General features: G+C 61.4%; 18 protein-coding genes and 1 tRNA gene. 17 read left to right on the forward strand and 2 right to left on the reverse strand.

The window, feature by feature from the left end; translation table 11 throughout:
* Positions 1-41 precede the first annotated feature (41 nt).
* Positions 42-1,139, forward strand: coding sequence for a tRNA preQ1(34) S-adenosylmethionine ribosyltransferase-isomerase QueA (gene queA, locus C5J24_RS04135; protein ID WP_105415793.1), 1,098 nt, complete (start codon positions 42-44; stop codon positions 1,137-1,139).
* Positions 1,136-2,266: a tRNA guanosine(34) transglycosylase Tgt gene (tgt, locus tag C5J24_RS04140; RefSeq protein ID WP_105415795.1), complete on the forward strand. Its 1,131-nt coding sequence runs from the start codon at positions 1,136-1,138 to the stop codon at positions 2,264-2,266. The genes queA and tgt overlap by 4 nt, the downstream gene beginning before the upstream one ends.
* Before the next feature lie 9 nt (positions 2,267-2,275).
* Here tgt and C5J24_RS04145 read toward each other — a convergent pair whose 3' ends face one another.
* Positions 2,276-2,701 (reverse strand): DUF4864 domain-containing protein, encoded by a 426-nt coding sequence (locus C5J24_RS04145; protein WP_046606992.1) that lies wholly within the window; start codon positions 2,699-2,701, stop codon positions 2,276-2,278.
* 284 nt (positions 2,702-2,985) lie between these two features.
* Here C5J24_RS04145 and C5J24_RS04150 point away from each other — a divergent pair, with 284 nt between their 5' ends.
* The 4 genes from C5J24_RS04150 (at position 2,986) to C5J24_RS04165 (ending at position 5,562) form a co-directional block, all read left to right on the forward strand.
* Positions 2,986-4,140 (forward strand): MFS transporter, encoded by a 1,155-nt coding sequence (locus tag C5J24_RS04150; protein ID WP_105415797.1) that lies wholly within the window; start codon positions 2,986-2,988, stop codon positions 4,138-4,140.
* A gap of 138 nt (positions 4,141-4,278) precedes the next feature.
* Positions 4,279-4,863: a J domain-containing protein gene (locus tag C5J24_RS04155; RefSeq protein WP_172723838.1), complete on the forward strand. Its 585-nt coding sequence runs from the start codon at positions 4,279-4,281 to the stop codon at positions 4,861-4,863.
* 76 nt (positions 4,864-4,939) lie between these two features.
* Positions 4,940-5,419, forward strand: coding sequence for a GNAT family N-acetyltransferase (locus tag C5J24_RS04160; RefSeq protein ID WP_105415799.1), 480 nt, complete (start codon positions 4,940-4,942; stop codon positions 5,417-5,419).
* A gap of 53 nt (positions 5,420-5,472) precedes the next feature.
* Positions 5,473-5,562, forward strand: a tRNA-Ser gene (locus C5J24_RS04165).
* Between the two features lie 958 nt (positions 5,563-6,520).
* On the opposite strand, the gene C5J24_RS04175 is transcribed toward C5J24_RS04165, so the two are convergent.
* On the reverse strand, positions 6,521-7,240 hold the full coding sequence (locus C5J24_RS04175) for a Crp/Fnr family transcriptional regulator (RefSeq protein ID WP_105415803.1): 720 nt from the start codon (positions 7,238-7,240) through the stop codon (positions 6,521-6,523).
* A gap of 144 nt (positions 7,241-7,384) precedes the next feature.
* Here C5J24_RS04175 and C5J24_RS04180 point away from each other — a divergent pair, with 144 nt between their 5' ends.
* The 11 genes from C5J24_RS04180 (at position 7,385) to C5J24_RS04230 (ending at position 17,068) form a co-directional block, all read left to right on the forward strand.
* On the forward strand, positions 7,385-7,633 hold the full coding sequence (locus tag C5J24_RS04180) for a hypothetical protein (RefSeq protein ID WP_105416634.1): 249 nt from the start codon (positions 7,385-7,387) through the stop codon (positions 7,631-7,633).
* 255 nt (positions 7,634-7,888) lie between these two features.
* Positions 7,889-8,941, forward strand: a complete 1,053-nt coding sequence (locus tag C5J24_RS04185; protein WP_105416636.1) for a septal ring lytic transglycosylase RlpA family protein — start codon at positions 7,889-7,891, stop codon at positions 8,939-8,941.
* Between the two features lie 67 nt (positions 8,942-9,008).
* Positions 9,009-10,187: a D-alanyl-D-alanine carboxypeptidase family protein gene (locus C5J24_RS04190; RefSeq protein WP_205836917.1), complete on the forward strand. Its 1,179-nt coding sequence runs from the start codon at positions 9,009-9,011 to the stop codon at positions 10,185-10,187.
* 70 nt (positions 10,188-10,257) lie between these two features.
* Complete coding sequence (tmk, locus tag C5J24_RS04195; protein WP_105400862.1) at positions 10,258-10,938, forward strand: dTMP kinase; 681 nt, start codon at positions 10,258-10,260, stop codon at positions 10,936-10,938.
* On the forward strand, positions 10,935-11,963 hold the full coding sequence (locus C5J24_RS04200; RefSeq protein ID WP_105415805.1) for a DNA polymerase III subunit delta': 1,029 nt from the start codon (positions 10,935-10,937) through the stop codon (positions 11,961-11,963). The genes tmk and C5J24_RS04200 overlap by 4 nt, the downstream gene beginning before the upstream one ends.
* A gap of 104 nt (positions 11,964-12,067) precedes the next feature.
* Positions 12,068-13,621, forward strand: a complete 1,554-nt coding sequence (gene metG / locus C5J24_RS04205) for a methionine--tRNA ligase (RefSeq protein ID WP_105415807.1) — start codon at positions 12,068-12,070, stop codon at positions 13,619-13,621.
* Positions 13,622-13,631: 10 nt separating this feature from the next.
* Entirely contained in the window at positions 13,632-14,414 is a 783-nt protein-coding gene (locus C5J24_RS04210; RefSeq protein ID WP_105415809.1) for a TatD family hydrolase, read from the forward strand.
* A gap of 3 nt (positions 14,415-14,417) precedes the next feature.
* The gene (locus C5J24_RS04215; RefSeq protein ID WP_105415811.1) at positions 14,418-15,239 is read left to right on the forward strand and encodes an MBL fold metallo-hydrolase; all 822 of its coding nucleotides are present in this window, start codon (positions 14,418-14,420) and stop codon (positions 15,237-15,239) included.
* A gap of 249 nt (positions 15,240-15,488) precedes the next feature.
* Positions 15,489-15,644 (forward strand): hypothetical protein, encoded by a 156-nt coding sequence (locus C5J24_RS04220; protein WP_172717047.1) that lies wholly within the window; start codon positions 15,489-15,491, stop codon positions 15,642-15,644.
* A gap of 95 nt (positions 15,645-15,739) precedes the next feature.
* A complete protein-coding gene (locus tag C5J24_RS04225) occupies positions 15,740-16,087 on the forward strand; it encodes a DMT family protein (RefSeq protein WP_037082394.1) in 348 nt (115 codons plus the stop codon).
* A 63-nt stretch (positions 16,088-16,150) separates the two neighbouring features.
* Complete coding sequence (locus C5J24_RS04230; protein WP_105415815.1) at positions 16,151-17,068, forward strand: DUF72 domain-containing protein; 918 nt, start codon at positions 16,151-16,153, stop codon at positions 17,066-17,068.
* Positions 17,069-17,180 lie beyond the last annotated feature (112 nt).

Here is a 17,180-nt window from a genome sequence, read left to right on the forward strand (position 1 = left end):
CGTCTGTCGGCGGGGCGGGCTTCGCTTTTTTTGGAAAATCCATGCGCGTCGATCTCTTCGACTTCGATCTCCCGGAAAAAAATATAGCGCTGAGGCCCGCGAGCCCGCGTGACAGCGCCCGGTTGCTCGTCGTGCGGCCAGAGGGAGAATCAGCGGGCCAGCCGGTGCTTGCCGATCACCGCGTGTCCGATCTGCCGGGTTTCCTGAAACCGGGCGACGCGCTGGTCTTCAACGACACCAAGGTCATACCGGCGCAGTTGGAAGGCATCCGCCACCGCGAAGGAGCGGGTGGCCAGCAGGTCTCCGCGACGCTGCATATGCGCGTTGCGCCCGATCGCTGGAAGGCCTTCGCCAAACCTGGAAAACGCATCAAGATCGGCGACCGGCTCGAATTCGGCCATGGCGGCAATGCCTGCCTGATCGGTTCGCTTGCCGCAACCGTAGAAGACAAGGGCGAGGGCGGCGAAGTCACCCTGCGCTTCGATCTTTCCGGCCCGGCGCTCGACGAGGCGATCATGGCGGTCGGGCACATTCCGCTGCCGCCCTATATCGCCGCCAAGCGCCCGGAAGACGCACAGGACCAAAAGGACTACCAGACCATCTACGCTCGCGAGGAAGGTGCCGTCGCGGCGCCGACGGCGGGCCTGCATTTCACGCCGGAGCTTTTCTCGAACCTCGCTGCTGCCGGCATCGAACGGCATTTCGTGACGCTGCATGTCGGGGCAGGGACCTTCCTGCCGGTCAAGGCGGACGACACGGCCGAGCACAAGATGCACCAGGAGATCGGCCATGTCAGCGCCGAGACCGCCGCGCGGCTGAATGCGGTGAAACGCGCCGGTGGGCGCATCGTCTGCGTCGGCACCACCTCTTTGCGCCTGATCGAGAGCGCCGTTGCCGATGACGGCACGGTAAAACCCTGGAGCGGGGCGACCGGCATATTCATCACGCCGGGCTACCGCTTCAAGGCGGTCGATATGCTGATGACCAATTTCCACCTGCCGCGATCGACGCTGTTCATGCTGGTTTCGGCCTTCTGCGGGCTGGAGACGATGCGCGCGGCCTATTCCCACGCGATCGAAACCGGCTACCGCTTTTATTCCTATGGCGATTCCAGCCTGCTTTTCCGGGACAACCGATGACCGAGACTTTCCAGTTCAATCTCAAGGCTACCGATGGCGGCGCGCGGCTTGGCGAAATCACCATGCCGCGCGGCACGATCCGCACCCCGGCCTTCATGCCGGTCGGCACGGTCGGCACTGTCAAGGCCATGTATCTCGACCAGGTGCGCGATACCGGTGCCGATATCATTCTCGGCAATACCTATCACCTGATGCTGCGCCCGGGTGCGGAGCGCGTCGCCCGGCTTGGCGGCCTGCATGAACTGATCCGCTGGAAACATCCGATCCTCACCGATAGCGGCGGTTTCCAGGTCATGTCGCTGTCGGGCCTTCGGAAGCTCGACGAGAAGGGCGTGACGTTCAAGAGCCATGTCGACGGCAGCCTGCACCACATGTCGCCGGAGCGCTCGATCGAAATTCAAGGCCTGCTCGGCTCCGACATCCAGATGCAGCTCGACGAATGCGTGGCGCTGCCCGCCGAGCCGAAGGAGATCGAGCGGGCAATGGAACTGTCGCTGCGCTGGGCCGAGCGTTGCCGCGTCGCTTTCGGCGATCAGCCGGGCAAGGCGATGTTCGGCATCGTCCAGGGCGGTGACCAGCCGGAACTGCGCGTCCGCTCAGCCGAAGGCCTGAAACAGCTCGATCTGAAGGGTTATGCGGTCGGTGGGCTTGCCGTCGGCGAGCCGCAGGACGTCATGCTGAAGATGCTCGAAACCACGCTTCCGGTTCTGCCGTTCGAAAAGCCGCGTTACCTGATGGGCGTCGGCACGCCGGACGACATGCTGAAATCGGTGGCGCGCGGCATCGACATGTTCGATTGCGTGATGCCGACCCGTTCGGGCCGCCATGGGCTCGCCTTCACCCGCCGCGGCAAGGTCAATATCCGCAATGCCCGCCATGCGGAGGACATGCGGCCGCTGGACGAGGAATCGAACTGCCCGGCCGCGCGCGATTATTCCCGCGCCTATCTGCACCATCTGGTGCGCGCCGACGAGGCGCTTGGCGGCATGCTGCTCTCCTGGAACAACCTGAACTACTATCAGGATCTGATGAAGGGCATCCGCCAGGCGATCGCCGAGGGGCGGTTCGCCGATTTCTACGCCGAAACCCAGGAAATGTGGGCGAAGGGCGATATCGATCCGGTCTGATCGACGCTGTCAGATACCCTGGCTGGCGGTGTTGCGGATCATCCGCACGCCGTTGACCTTGTAGGACCCGTCGTCCATCAGCCGCATTTCGTAGATGGCCGTCCAGTCCTTGCCTTCCCTGGCGCTGATCATCACTTCCTGCAGCACCACTTCGCCGCCGCCGATCATCTTCGAGCGGCCGAAGGCATAGTTGCCGGCGTGATAGACCGGCTCGTAGGTTTTCCGCACCATATCCAGGAACCGGTCCTTGTTGGGATAGAGGCTGCGGATCCCGGGCGAGGCGAAGGAATAGGCCTTTTCCGCGTCATCCTGCATGAGCGCGGCGATCTGGCCGGAAATCACCGCCTGGGCATTGGCGACGGGATCCTCGGCCTTGACGGCGGTGAAGGAACAGAGAGCGAAACACAGAACGACTGCAAGATATCGAACCAGCATCGGGCTTTCTCCAGGGGCGAGCACCAGAAGGCTAGCGCCTTTGGGCGCAAGGAGAAGATGGCGCCTGCGGTTTTTTTGCGCAACGCCTTTCTTGAAGGCAAACGAATCCGAATGATTACAGAATGATGACGCGTTGAGGCGGCCGCTGCCGTTATCCGCACGTTTTCGTGATATTCCGCCCACCGGTGGCGCAGGGCAGGGTCCCGTTATCACGGCTTGTCGGTATCGGCCGACACTGTCAGGAATGCGACGGGAATATTGATTCGCCCGGACATGCTATTTCGATGAAAAACCTTTTGCCGCCGGCCCTCCTCTATTTCAGCAATGCCATCCTGTTCATTTCGCTGTTCACCCGATTGCCGGCTATCCAGGCGTCGCTCGGAATCGACAAGGCCGGCCTCGGTCTGGCGTTGCTGAGCGCCCCTGTCGGGACCTTTCTCGCATTGCCGCTTGCAGGACGTATCAACGACCGCTTTACTCCGCGGCTGACGGCACTGGTCACTCTGCCGATCTGCGCCATGCTCACGCCGGCGCTGACCGTCTTTCCGGTCGTGGGATTTGTGATCTGTTTCTTTCTCTTCGGTTTCTTCCGCACGATTTTCGACGTGGCTGCCAACATGATTTCCGCCGGCATAGAACAGCGAACCGGCCGCAAGGTGCTGTCCCGCAGCCACGGTTTCTGGTCGGTCGGCCTGCTGGCCGGCTCCCTGGGTTCCGGCTTCCTGGCCGAAAAGGCGGTGACGCCCTTCGTGCAGCAGATCATGGCCGCCGGTTTTGTCGTCGCGGCGTGCCTGCTGGTGTTCTGGATCACCCCCAAGGAGGCGTCTCCGCAAACGCGACCCGACCACAAGCGCGGGGCATATGTGCTTCCGGACAGGATGATCGTGCTGATCTGCGTCATGGTTTTCGGCCTCTGCATCGTCGAGGGCGCGGTCTACGACTGGGGCATTTTTTTTCTGCGCGAACAGCTGAAGGCCGATCCGGCGATTGCCGGCGTGCTTTATGCGGCCTTCACCGTCGGCATGGGGCTGACGCGACTTTCCGGCGACATGCTGCGGGACAGTTTGGGATCCATGGTGCTAGTGCGTGCCTCGGCCGTTTCCGTCGCTCTTGGGATTGTCCTTCTCGTGGCGACGCCGAGCCTGACGCTTTCCGGCCTTGCGCTTTTCCTGATAGGCTGCGGCGTGGCGCTCGCCTACCCGCTCGCAGTCTCGACAACGATCGAGCTCGGCAAGGGTCAGCCGTCGGAAAACCTCGCGGCGCTGGGCCTGACGCTGATGTTGTCGACGATCGGCGTGCCGCCGCTGCTCGGCTTCATTGCCGAACATGTCGATCTCGTCGCGACCTTCCTTGTGCTCCTGCCTTGCGTCCTGGTCAGCTTCCTGATGGCGCCCGTCGCCGAGGGTCGTCGCCCGTCATGGCCGCGCCGGCGCCGCTAGCCGGCTAAACTGCCCTGTGGGAAAATCCGGCAAGGGTATGGCCTGCCCATAATTGGCCACAAGAGTCGGTGAGGGGTTGAGACCTCTGGCCTTAGCCGTTAGACAATGAAACCGGATTTGCCGAAAACAGGTGACACTGTGATCGACCCTTATGAGATGCTTGGTGTTTCGCGCGAGGCGGATGGCGTAGCCATCAAGTCCGCCTATCGCAAACGCGCGAAAACGGTTCACCCGGATGCCGGCGGCGACGTCGATGCATTCGGAAAACTGACCGTGTCTTATGAACTGCTCTCCGATCCGGTACGCCGAAAAGTCTACGACGATACGGGTTACGACCCGGAACTCGCCGACACGAAGGATCTCCAGGGGCTGGTGATTCTCGAAACGCTGGTCAACGAGATCATCCTCGACGAGCGCGAGCCGGGAAGTTTCGATCCGGTCGCCGCCATACGGCGCAAGCTGACCGACAAGATCGTCAATGCCCGCTTCCATATCCTGGAGATGGAGCGCCACCGCGCCCGCATCCGCAACCACATCGACCGTATCGGCCGCAAGCCCGAGACGGATGTGCTGGGCCGCATGCTGAGGTCCCGGTGTGAAGCGATCAACGACGCGATCGGCAGGGCCGAGACCGAGATCGAGAATATCGAGCAGGCCTACGGCATGCTGGACGGGTATTCCTACGAGGTCGAGGTGATCGAGATCAAGACCGCCGCCGAGTGAGGGCCGCGGCACGTCTCTTGACACCGAAGTCAGCTTGAAGACATAGCTTCAGCCCATTCAATTCAAAGGGTTTTCGATGGCATTGACCATACGGGAGGGTGTCCACGGGGATGCCGCGGCGCTGCTCGGCTTCATCCGCGAGCTGGCGATCTACGAAAGGGCCGAGCACGAGGTCGCGGCCACCGTCGAGACGATCGAAAGCTCCATTTTCGGCGAGACGTCAGTGACCAGGGCACTGGTCTGCGAAAAGGACGGCGTACCCGTCGGCATGGCGATCTGGTTCTTCAGCTATTCGACCTGGCAGGCGAGAAACGGGCTTTATCTCGAAGACCTGTATGTGACGCCGGCAGCGCGCGGGCTCGGCGCCGGAAAGGCGATGCTGAAGCGGCTGGCGCAGGTCGCCATCGAGAACGATTGCGGCCGGTTCGAATGGAGCGTGCTCGACTGGAACGAACCGGCGATCCGGCTCTACGAGGCGATCGGCGCAGAGCCGATGAACGAGTGGATCCGCTATCGGCTTTCGGGCGAGACGCTGAAGAGCTTTGCCGAGGGCTGATGGGGCAGGCGAGGTTGACGCTGGACGCGTGATCGTTATAAAGCCAGCGCACTGGAAGAGTGTCCGAGTGGTTTAAGGAACCGGTCTTGAAAACCGGCGTGCGGGAAACCGTACCGTGGGTTCGAATCCCACCTCTTCCGCCATCCCTCCCTCGCATATGCTCGCATAGCCTCGCTTTGCCCCTTGTAACATCGGCCATTTGCGTGCCAGTTATGTGCATGCTTTCGCATCCATTCGCACCAATGCCCACACGTTTGCGGGCATAAATGCGGGCATCGAGGTGCGAAAATGTGGGCATGGAAACACGGGGCGATGGCGGGGCTACAGGCTGGGTGTGCGAAGAGCATGCAAATAAGCCATGGAGCGGCCACCGGGCGTGTGGCTGCGGCGCCGTCCGGCGGATGCCCTGCCCCAGATGCTGCCTTGACGCCGACTGAAACGCAGACCCCGAACGTCTCGGCTGCGTTTAAATCCGTGGCTGGGAAGATCGTGCAGTTAGGCCGGCGCCAACCTCGCCCGTTCGGACGACTATACAAACCTCAGTTCGGGATTGAAATCCGATGCGGCCAACACCCCAATCGGTCGGCCGCAATTCAAAACCCCGCCTAGTCAGCGGGGTTCTCTTTGAGCAACAATTGCGCGCGGCAATCAACGCCTCGCTCTCGCGCCATAGCGAACCAGGATACTTTCCGCGAACTGGTTTCTTACTTGTACCTCGTTTTCAACGCATTTCGAATAGAGGTCCGTCCCCTGCTTGTCGTGACATCTACGTTCAGCTGAATTTCTGAATGATCTTTGCATCTTCCATTCCTCTGGCGTTTGGGTCTGGCAGGCAGTCAAGGCAAACGCTGAAACAGCAAGTAAAAAGTACTTCATAAAATCCCCCGGAATAACTGACGGGATTATGACGAACTTCCGCAGCGTGTCGAGGCTCAACTAGCATTGCGCGAAGTTTGATCCCGTCTATGTGTCTGAGGTGGTGGGGTGATCGCAGAAGGCCGGTTGGGTAGAGGCTTGCCATACATCAGGTTCAGCGGGTGACCGGTCTTCCGCCATTGTTGGCGTATCATGATACCGCACCGTGATTCTCCCTCACGCCTCTCACCGTGGCTCCACGGACAGGCTGAGGTAGGTGGGATCGAATTCGGCCACCTCCTGCAACCGTTCCCAGTCGAGAATGGTGATCGTCTGGTTGGACCAGGAGATCAGGCGTTCTCGCCTAAGGATCTGGATGACGCGGTTCATGTGGACGAGGGACAATCCCAGCACGTCGGCCATCTCGCCTTGCGAGAGCGGGAGGTAAAAGCTCCAGCCGTTGGTGCGGCGGACCACGTCCAGCCGGACATAGAGTTCGCAAAGAATGTGGGCGAGGTGCGAGACTTTGGAGCGCCGCCCCATCGCGACGATCCAGGCGCGGTGGATAGAGCCGTGGACCAGCGTATCGAGCCACAACATCCGGGTCAGGTGGGGATGCTGTTCCGTCACCTGCTTCAGGTCGGCATGGTCGGAAAAGCTGACATGGCATGGAGAAAGCGCGATGACGCCATGATCCATGGTCTTCAGCAGGAAGGCATGCAAATCCACGAAATCGCCGGCGACGTGGAGCGCCGTGATCTGCCGCGAGCCTTCCGCCGTCAGTTTGTATCGGGCAGCGAACCCATCGACGAGCAGGCTGCTGTAGCCGGGTCTCGATCCCTCGACCACCAGGTCTTCTCCAGCCAGAAAGCGCCTTTCGCGGCCAACGATACGCCTGAGGATGTCGCGCTCTTCATCGGTGAGAAGGTCATGCTGTTCCAGGTTGAGAAGTAAGGAGTCGATCACGGTTATCCTCGGCGGGCGTCAATATCCGAGGGAAAGAACGGATGAGGAGGCCATATAGATCCCTCGAACACACTGACCACTGCGCGGGAACAAATGCCCTCGAAGGAAATTCGGTCGATAGATACTCAAGGCAGCGAGCATGGAATGGCGCGATATTTCTTCGATTTGATCAATGGCGATGGGCCTGTGCGTGACAATGAGGGTCAGGAAATATCGACCCGCGAGGAGATCAGCCGGGAGGTGAGCCGGATATTGGCCGACATCGCCCGCGAGGAATTTCCCGAGCGGGGGAAGGGCTCGATCTCCATCGAGGTGCGTAACGAGTCTGGGCAGTCGGTATTTACCGGCCAGCTGTCGTTCCAGACGCAATGGCATGATGATCCGGAACTTTGACTGTGCAATACCTGGATTCCTGCGAAGTTAATCTTGGCTGCGAGTGATCGTTGTTAATGCGTGATTAACCATATCAAATAGAATTTTATCTTTTCCCCTATTTTCGTTCGCATTTTCGCCGCGATGCTAGCAAAAGTTCGCCTCCATTGTGTCCGACGGCATAGGGGTATGTCCCGGACCGGTTCAATGGCTGTGAAGGCGGCGCGATCGCGAGGATCGTTCGCAGCCTGGTGCAGTGAAGGCGGCATGGGACGGATGAGTTTGGGTGTGAGTGGCGGCAAGCTTTCGCTGGGTGCGAAATGGCTCGGGATAACGATGGTCTGCGCGGGGATGGCATCCTGCGCTACGACAGAGGCACCGAAGTCGAAACCCCGCAGCAAAGAGTATTTTTCCGAAAAGGAATATGGGGTCAAGGCGAGCCCGCGCGTGGTCGGCGACGGCCGGTCGGTGCCGAAGGGTGGCGGCCGGTTCATGGTCGGCCAGCCTTATGAAGTGAAGGGCCAGACTTACGTTCCGAAGGAAGATCCGAACTATAACCGGAGCGGTCTTGCCTCCTGGTATGGGTCCGCCTTCCACGGCCGCCTGACCGCCAATGGCGAAGTCTATGACAGCGACCACCTGTCGGCCGCGCATCCGACGTTTCCGCTGCCGAGTTATGCCCGGGTGACCAATATCGACAACGGCACCTCGGTCATCGTCCGGGTCAACGACCGCGGCCCTTATCATCCGGGCCGCATCATCGACGTTTCCGACAAGACGGCCGAAATGCTGGATATGAAGCGGATCGGCACTGCCAAGGTCAACGTGCAGTATGTCGGCCGCGCCCGCATGGACGGTAAGGACATGCCGTTCCTGATGGCCTCCTACATCCGCAAGGGCGATCGCCTGCCGTCGATCCGACCGGAAGGCCAGATCGCAACCGGCGTCATGGTCGCGTCGAACCAGACGCTGGGCGACCAGCTCCAGAGCTACGGCTCGGCCATGCCGCGTCCGATGGCGCTGGCAGGCCGCACGCCGAGCGGCCCGGCGCCGGCAGCTTCCGCACCCCAGGCCTTCGAGGCTTTCGAGAATTTCTCGGCATTGCCGCAGGTCGGCCCGCACCCGATCGAACGGCCGGTTGCCGGGGTTGCTCCCGCGCAGAACCGGCAGGTCGCCTCTTCCTCCCCCGTCGAAGCTCAGGCGCGGTCGTCGCAGGGCCGGAACCTGGAAACCGCCTATTCATCCGCTCCTCAGGCAAAAACTCCGCAGGTCGTGTTCGGTAACATGGTGCTGGAAGGTCCCAAGGCCGCTCAAAAGCCCGTGCGCTAGTTCATGGGCGATTGCAGGGTGCAATCGCCACTGCTAGGCATGGGGAAGGACGGTTCGTGGGGTGATCATGCGGCGCCTGCTGATTCTGCTTTGCCTAGTATTGCTGCAAGTATTCCTGCAAACCGGCGCGCCTTCGGGAGCCGTCAACGCGCAGGAACCACCGCCCGCCTTCGTGACCAAGGCGAAGCAGGTCTATATGGTCGAGGCGAAGACCGGCACGGTGCTGCTCGCCTCCAACGAAAACCAGGGCTTCCCGCCGGCCTCGCTCGCCAAGCTGATGACCATGGAAGTGGTTTTCAGTGCGCTGAAGCGGGGCGAGATCAACCGTGAGACCGTCTTCCCCGTTTCCGAATTTGCCTGGCGCACCGGCGGGGCGCCCTCGGGCACCACGACCATGTTCGCGGCGCTGAAATCCCAGATCCGTGTCGAAGACCTCATCAGGGGCGTCGTCGTCCAGAACGGCAACGATGCCTGCATCGTGCTGGCGGAAGGTATTTCCCGTTCAGAAGCCGAATTTGCATCCCGGATGACGGCGCGCGCCAAGGATCTCGGGCTCGGTCGTTCCGTCTTCGGCAATTCCACCGGCCTGCCGGATACGGAGAGCCGCACGACCGCCCGCGACCTCGTCGAGCTCTCTCGTCACATCTTTCGCGAATATCCGGAATTCTATCCGATCTACGCCCAGCCGGATTTTACCTGGAACAAGATCTTCCAGCGCAACAAGAACCCGCTCTTTTCGCTCAATATCGGCGTTGATGGCCTTGGCGCCGGTTTTGCCGAAGGTTCGGGTTATGCGCTGGTGGCGTCGGTGGCACGCAACGGCACGCGGCTCTTCCTTGCCATGGGTGGGCTTGCCAGCGACAAGGAACGGCTGGAGGAGGCGAGAAGGGTGCTCGAATGGGGGCTGTCTTCGTTCGAGACCAAGGTCCTGTTCAAGCAGGGCGAGGTGATCGGCCAGGCGAGCGTCTATGGCGGCACGTCGAGCCATGTCGATCTGATCGCCAAAGAACCGGTCGATATCTACCTGCCGGCCAATAATCCCGACCGCCTTTCCGGGCGAATCGTCTATCGCTGGCCGTTGAGGGCTCCGGTGACCGAAGGCCAGGATGTCGGCGTGCTGAGGATTTCTTCGGGCGACCGGGTGGTGCGGGAAGTGCCGCTGGTAACGGCCAAGCCGATCGAAACCGGTAGCCTCGTCAGCCAGGCGACGGACGCGCTGCTTGAACTGATGTTCTTCTGGCTTTGACAACACGATGTTTCGCAGCGCACCCATATGCGTTATAAGCTGAAGCATAAATTTGAGTGCGGAAAGACGCGTGGCAGAACATTCCGGATTGTTCGTAACTTTCGAAGGCGGCGAGGGGGCTGGCAAATCCACCCAGATTCGCCGGCTCGCAGATCAGCTGCGCCGCCGTGGCCATGATGTGCTGATGACCCGCGAGCCTGGCGGCTCGCCGGGGGCGGAAGCCGTGCGCCACGTTCTGCTCTCGGGGGCTGCGGAAGAGTTCGGCGTGCGGATGGAGGCGATCCTGTTTGCCGCGGCCCGTAACGACCATGTCGAGGAAGTGATCCGGCCGGCGCTCGAAAGCGGCGCCGTCGTGCTCTGCGACCGGTTCATCGATTCCTCCCGCGTCTACCAGGGTGTCACCGGCAACCTGGAGCCCGATTACATCGAGGCGCTGCAGCGGGTGGCGATCAACGGCGTGGTGCCGGATTGCACGCTGATCCTCGATCTGCCGGCCGAAGTCGGGCTGAAGCGCGCCCGCAAGCGCGGCGCCGACAGCGCGCCCGATCGTTTTGAGCGGGAAGAGATCGAAACCCACGAAAAACGCCGCGAGGCCTATCTCGAAATCGCCGAGGCGGAACCGGAACGCTGCTATGTGGTCGATGCCGAGCGCTCCGAAGACGAGATCGCCGACGAGATTTTCGCGATTGTCGAGCCGCTGGTGCGCGAACTGAGCTTTACCCAGAAGAGCAGCGCGGAATCGGTCGGATGAGCGAGGAAACCGCCGGCATTCTGGAAGGCGCCGTGCCGCCGGCGCGCAATCCGCATCTCTATGGGCATCAGGCCGCCGAGGAATTTCTGGCGCGCAGCTACCGCTCGGGGAAGGGGCACCACGCGATCCTGATCGAGGGGCCGGAGGGGATCGGCAAGGCGACGCTCGCTTTCCGCTTTGCCAACCACGTGCTTTCGCATCCCGATCCCGCGACTGCGCCCGATCGTCTCGCCGATCCCGATCTCAATTCGTCCGTCAGCCGCCAGATCGCGTCCGGGGCCTCGCATAACCTCCTGCATCTGGCCCGGCCGGTGGACGAGAAGACCGGCAAGACGAAAACCGCGATTACGGTGGACGAGGTGCGCAGGGCCGGGCATTTCTTCTCGCAGACGTCAGGCACCGGCAACTGGCGGATCGTCATCATCGATCCGGCCGACGATCTCAACCGCAATGCTGCGAACGCCATCCTGAAGATCCTCGAGGAACCGCCGCGCCGGGCGCTGTTCCTGGTCCTCTCGCATGCACCCGGAAAACTGCTGCCGACGATCCGCTCGCGATGCCAGTCGCTGAGGCTGTCGCCGCTCGGTGACCGGGATCTTGCGAAGGCGCTCGCAGGCCTGGGTACGCCGCTTGACGGCGGCAAAACCCAGGAGATGGTGCTGGCCAAGTCCAAGGGCAGCGTTTCCCAGGCGCTGAAACTCCTGAACTACGGCGGCACCGAGATCATCTCCGCCTTCGAGGAGGTGGTCGCGGCCGACGGTCCGACGGCCCGCAAGGCGATGCACCGGCTGGCGGATGTGCTGTCCGGCAAGGACAGCGAAGTGATCTTCGGCTTTTTCCTGGAGCACCTGAGCGATCACCTGATCGCCAAGGCGCGCAACGCGGCCCTTGCCGGCGATCTTCCGACTGCCGACCGGCAGGCGAAACTGGTCAGCGACATGACCGAGAAGATCACCATCGCGCAGGCCTACAATCTGGACCGCAAGCAGACGATCCTGTCGATCCTCGATGCCGCGCGGCGCTGATCCGAGGGCAGGGGCGGGAACCGCATAAGGAACTTTGTGTTTCGCATCAGCAAAACATGCGCTAAGAGCGGCATGATCCAAATCCAAGTGCCCGAGTGCCCCTGATGTCCGACAAGACGCCCTATTACATCACCACTGCGATTTCCTACCCGAACGGCAAGCCGCATATCGGCCATGCCTATGAGCTGATCGCGACGGATGCCATGGCGCGCTTCCAGCGCCTGGACGGCAAGGATGTTTTCTTCCTGACCGGCACGGACGAGCACGGCCAGAAGATGCAGCAGACGGCGCGCGCCGAAGGCATTGCGCCGGAAGCGCTTGCCGAGCGCAATTCGAGTGAGTTCCGAGCGATGGGCAAGCTGCTCAACGCGTCCAACGACGATTTCATCCGCACCACCGAGCAGCGCCACCACGAGGCCTCCAAGGATATCTGGAACCGGATGGCCGACAATGGCGACATCTACAAGGATACCTATGCCGGCTGGTATTCGGTGCGCGACGAAGCGTTTTATGCCGAGGACGAAACATCGATGCGCGATGGCGTCCGCTACGGGCCGCAGGGTACGCCGGTGGAGTGGGTTGAGGAGTCCAGCTACTTCTTCAAGCTCTCGGAATACGGCGACAAACTGCTGAAGCACTACGAGGAAAACCCGGATTTCATCGGCCCCAACGAGCGCCGCAACGAGGTGATCTCCTTCGTGAAATCCGGCCTCCGGGACCTGTCGGTATCGCGCACGACCTTCGATTGGGGTATCAAGGTACCGAACGATCCGGCCCATGTCATGTATGTCTGGGTCGATGCGCTGACCAACTACATCACCGCAACCGGATATATGGAAGATCCGAACGGCCCCCGCGCCAAATATTGGCCGGCGGACGTGCATGTCATCGGCAAGGACATCATCCGCTTCCATGCGGTCTACTGGCCGGCCTTCCTGATGTCTGCCAGGCTGCCGCTGCCGAAGCGCGTCTTCGCCCACGGCTTCGTGCTGAATGCCGGTGAGAAAATGTCGAAGTCGGTCGGCAATGTCGTCGATCCGTTCGAGCTTCTGGAGAAATTCGGGCTCGACTACGTGCGCTATTATCTCTGCCGCGAGATTTCCTTCGGTCAGGACGGCAATTGCAACGATCAGCTGATCGCCACCCGCGTCAATGCGGATCTGGCCAACGGCATCGGCAACCTTGCCAGCCGCTCGCTGTCGATGATCGTCAAGAATTGCGACGGCCATGTTCCGGAGCCGGGCGAGCTCACCGACGCCGACAAGGAACTGCTTGCGGCGGCCGACGGACTGATCGCCATCTGCCGCGAGGAGATGGACAAGCAGCTGATCAACCGCGCGCTTGCGGCGGTCATCGGTATCGTTTCCGAGACGGACCGTTATTTCGCGGCGCAGGCGCCGTGGGTGCTGAAAAAGACGGATACGGCCCGCATGGGCACGGTGCTCTACGTGACGGCGGAAGTCGTGCGCCAGATCGCCATTCTGCTGCAGCCGTTCATGCCGGAATCGTCTGCCAAGCTGCTCGATCTCGTGGCTTCTCCGGCCGACAGCCGTGATTTCGCGGCGCTCGGCGAAGCAGGTCGCCTGAAGCCCGGCACGCCGCTCGAAGCCCCGACGCCGGTCTTCCCGCGTTATGTGGCGCCGGAAGCGAGCGTATAAGGCCTTATCCATGCTGATCGATACCCATTGCCACCTGGATTTTGCCGATTTCGCCGAGGAGCGCGACGCAATCGTGTCGCGCGCCAACGAGGCCGGCGTCGGCCAGATGGTGACGATCTCGACGCGGGTTCGAAAACTTGACGGGCTACTGGCACTGACCGAGCAGTATCCGTCGGTCTTCTGCTCGGTCGGCACGCATCCGAACAACGCCGGCGAGGAACTGGACATCCAGACCGAAGACCTGGTGCGGCTTGCCAATGCGCATGAGAAGATCGTCGCGATCGGCGAGGCCGGGCTCGACTATTTCTACGACACGCAGGCGCCGGCCGACCAGAAGACCGGGCTGATCCGCCATATCGCGGCCGCCCGGGAAACCGGTCTGCCGCTGGTCATCCACAGCCGCAGCGCCGACGAGGACATGGCCGAGATCCTGACGGCGGAAAGCGGGAAGGGGGCTTTCCCTTTCATCCTGCACTGCTTCTCGTCGGGCGCCGACCTTGCCCGCATCGGCGTGGAACTCGGCGGCTATGTATCCTTCTCCGGCATCCTGACATTCCCGAAATCGGAAGACCTGCGCACGATCGCCAAAACCGTGCCGCTCGACCGGCTGCTGGTCGAGACCGACGCGCCGTATCTTGCGCCAAAACGCTGGCGCGGCAAGCGCAACGAGCCTTCCTATGTGGTCAATACGGCCGAAGTGCTCGCCGAATGCATGGGCGTCAGCTACGCGGAAATAGCCAAGGTTACCACGGAGAACGCGTTCCGCATCTTCTCCAAGATGCCGAGGCTCTGACCTGTGGCGAGGTATCGGCGCCGCTTCACCATTCTCGGCTGCGCGTCGTCGCCCGGCGTGCCGCGGCTGAATGGCGACTGGGGCGCCTGCGATCCGACCAACCCGAAGAACCGCCGCACGCGTGCCGCCTTCATGGTCGAGCAGATCGCGCCCGATGGCGGCAGCACCGTGGTGGTCATCGACACCGGTCCTGACTTTCGCGAGCAGATGATCTCCGCCAACGTACAGCGGGTCGATGCGGTTCTCTACACCCACGCCCACGCGGATCATCTGCACGGCATCGACGACCTGCGCGGTTATTTCATCCTGCAGCACCATCGCATCCCGATCTACGCCGATCCGGTCACCATGGACCGGATCCGCCAGGGGTTCGGTTATTGCCTGGAAACGCCGGCGGGCGGCAATTATCCGCCGATCGTCCGGCCGTTCCTGATCGAGACCATGGACGAGCCGATCGTCGTGGACGGGCCTGGTGGACCGATTCGTTTCCTGCCGCATCTGCAGGTGCATGGCGACATCCATTCGCTGGGTTTCAGGATCGGCGACGTGGCCTATTGCAGCGATGTCAGCGATTTTCCACCTGAAAGCGTGCCGAAGCTCGGCGGGCTCGACGTGCTGATCATCGACACGTTGCAGTACAGATATCATCCGAGCCATCTGTCGCTCGATCAGGCGCTCGAATGGATCGCGAAATTTTCGCCGAAACACGCGATCCTGACGCATATGCATCTTCCGCTCGACTACGACACGGTGATGGCTCAGACGCCGCAGCATGTCGAACCAGCCTATGACGGTCTCGCGTTCGAGGTTGTACTCGATCTCTGATCGATGGCAGAATAGTGGAGTGGAGTGGCCACAAATCCCGGTTTTCCAGGCCTGGGTGCGTATCGGATAGTTCCATAATCTATCTTATGCGACACTTGGATCGCATCGGGAACGTTATAGACGAACGCCCGTTCTCTCTCTCGCTGAGGCTTCCCGGACCGTTGGCCTCTTCGTCAAGCTCGGCGCAAGCAAGCGTCCCTAACGTCGGCCTCACCCGGAATGATTCCGGTTCAGATTGAGGACAATGATATGTCGAACGAAACTACCCACCAGCCGTCCGAACAGTCGCTCGCGCTGTTCCTGCAGGACAACGACGCCGACAAGCTGACCGATATTCTGGTCGAGGCGCTCTACGAAGCCTTCCGCATTCTCGAGGACGAAGTTCGTCCCGAAACGTTTCACTAAAACGTCCGTGCTGCTCGAGTGCTCGGACATGCTTGTCTTTCGCGTGCGAACATGATTGCCGTACGGCATTAGCAGCCCTCACGGATTCTCCCATCATGTTTGCAAGCGCCACGCCCTTCCTCACCATCGGCCTTCTGATTCTGTCGAACGTCTTCATGACCTTCGCCTGGTACGGGCACCTGAAATTCGAGAGCAAGCCGCTTTATCTCGTCATCATGGTGAGCTGGGGCATCGCCTTCTTCGAATATTGCGCCCAAGTGCCGGCAAACCGCATCGGCTACGGTTACTTCAATGCAGCCCAGCTGAAGACCATTCAGGAGATCATCACGCTCTCGGTCTTCGTCATTTTCTCCGTGCTTTATCTCGGCGAGCCAATTCACTGGAAGCAGATCGTCGGCTTCGGTTTCATCGCGCTCGGAGCGTTCTTCATCTTCACGAAATAGAGCGGATGCCGGGAACCGGCGCGCCATAGATGTGTTCGGGCCACCATGACGTCAGGTGGTGCGATGAAGAAGAAATCGGGCGATATCCGGATCGGCATTTCGGGCTGGACCTACAAGCCCTGGCGCGGCGTGTTTTATCCCGACGGCCTGCCGCAGAAGCAGGAGCTGACCTACGCCGCCGAGCATTTCCGCTCGATCGAGATCAACGGCACCTTCTACGGGCTTCAACGGCCGGAGAGCTTTGCCACCTGGCATGACGCGACACCCGACGATTTCGTCTTCGCGATAAAAGGGTCGCGTTACATTACCCATATGCGCCGCCTCACCGACATCGAAACGCCCCTCGCCAATTTCCTGGCCTCCGGCGTCCTGCGCCTCGGCAAGAAGCTGGGACCCGTCCTCTGGCAGTCCCCCCCGCGGATGAAATTTTCGACGGAACGTTTCGAGCCGTTTCTGAAGCTGCTGCCGAAGGCCACGGGAGATGCCGTCGACCTCGCGGGGCGGCACGATTCGCGCCTCGACGGGCGCGACTATGTGAAGACGGATGCGGATCGGCCGATCCGCCATGCATTGGAGATTCGCCACGACAGCTTCCGCTCGCAGGATTTCATCGACCTGCTGCGCCATTATAAGGTCGGCTTGGTCGTCGCAGACACGGTCGAGTGGCCTCTCCTGATGGATCTCACCGCCGATTTCGTCTATTGCCGCCTGCACGGCTCCGAGCAGCTTTATGTCAGCGGATATGATGACGAGGCTCTCGACCGCTGGGCGCAGCTCATCCGCCAATGGACGAAGGGTCGCGACCCGAAAGACGCGGAACGTGTGGGGCCGCCTGCCCCGCCGCGGGCGCACGGGCTGGATGTCTATGTCTACTTCGACAACGACGTGAAAGTGCGCGCCCCGCGGGATGCCCAGGCCCTCGCCGACCGGCTTGATGCGGGGCCGATTTCGTCGATTGCGAAGACCGCCAGACGCGCCTGAACGGGAGGTTTTCGCTTTTCCGTCGGCATGCCTTCATTTCTATCTCGGTTTGATTTAGAGACAGTCCTTCAATCCGCCTTTTCCAGGCGGTAGGACTGTTCGCAAGGTATGT

Source organism: Neorhizobium sp. T25_27 (assembly GCF_002968565.1).
Classification (GTDB): Bacteria; Pseudomonadota; Alphaproteobacteria; order Rhizobiales; family Rhizobiaceae; genus Neorhizobium; species Neorhizobium tomejilense.

Coding starts and splice junctions, on each gene's coding strand:
- queA (WP_105415793.1), top strand. CDS start 42: ATGCGCGTCGATCTCTTCGACTTCGATCTCCCGGAAAAAAATATAGCG.
- tgt (WP_105415795.1), top strand. CDS start 1,136: ATGACCGAGACTTTCCAGTTCAATCTCAAGGCTACCGATGGCGGCGCG.
- C5J24_RS04145 (WP_046606992.1), bottom strand. CDS start 2,701: ATGCTGGTTCGATATCTTGCAGTCGTTCTGTGTTTCGCTCTCTGTTCC.
- C5J24_RS04150 (WP_105415797.1), top strand. CDS start 2,986: ATGAAAAACCTTTTGCCGCCGGCCCTCCTCTATTTCAGCAATGCCATC.
- C5J24_RS04160 (WP_105415799.1), top strand. CDS start 4,940: ATGGCATTGACCATACGGGAGGGTGTCCACGGGGATGCCGCGGCGCTG.
- C5J24_RS04180 (WP_105416634.1), top strand. CDS start 7,385: ATGGCGCGATATTTCTTCGATTTGATCAATGGCGATGGGCCTGTGCGT.
- C5J24_RS04185 (WP_105416636.1), top strand. CDS start 7,889: ATGAGTTTGGGTGTGAGTGGCGGCAAGCTTTCGCTGGGTGCGAAATGG.
- C5J24_RS04190 (WP_205836917.1), top strand. CDS start 9,009: ATGCGGCGCCTGCTGATTCTGCTTTGCCTAGTATTGCTGCAAGTATTC.
- C5J24_RS04200 (WP_105415805.1), top strand. CDS start 10,935: ATGAGCGAGGAAACCGCCGGCATTCTGGAAGGCGCCGTGCCGCCGGCG.
- metG (WP_105415807.1), top strand. CDS start 12,068: ATGTCCGACAAGACGCCCTATTACATCACCACTGCGATTTCCTACCCG.
- C5J24_RS04210 (WP_105415809.1), top strand. CDS start 13,632: ATGCTGATCGATACCCATTGCCACCTGGATTTTGCCGATTTCGCCGAG.
- C5J24_RS04220 (WP_172717047.1), top strand. CDS start 15,489: ATGTCGAACGAAACTACCCACCAGCCGTCCGAACAGTCGCTCGCGCTG.
- C5J24_RS04225 (WP_037082394.1), top strand. CDS start 15,740: ATGTTTGCAAGCGCCACGCCCTTCCTCACCATCGGCCTTCTGATTCTG.
- C5J24_RS04230 (WP_105415815.1), top strand. CDS start 16,151: ATGAAGAAGAAATCGGGCGATATCCGGATCGGCATTTCGGGCTGGACC.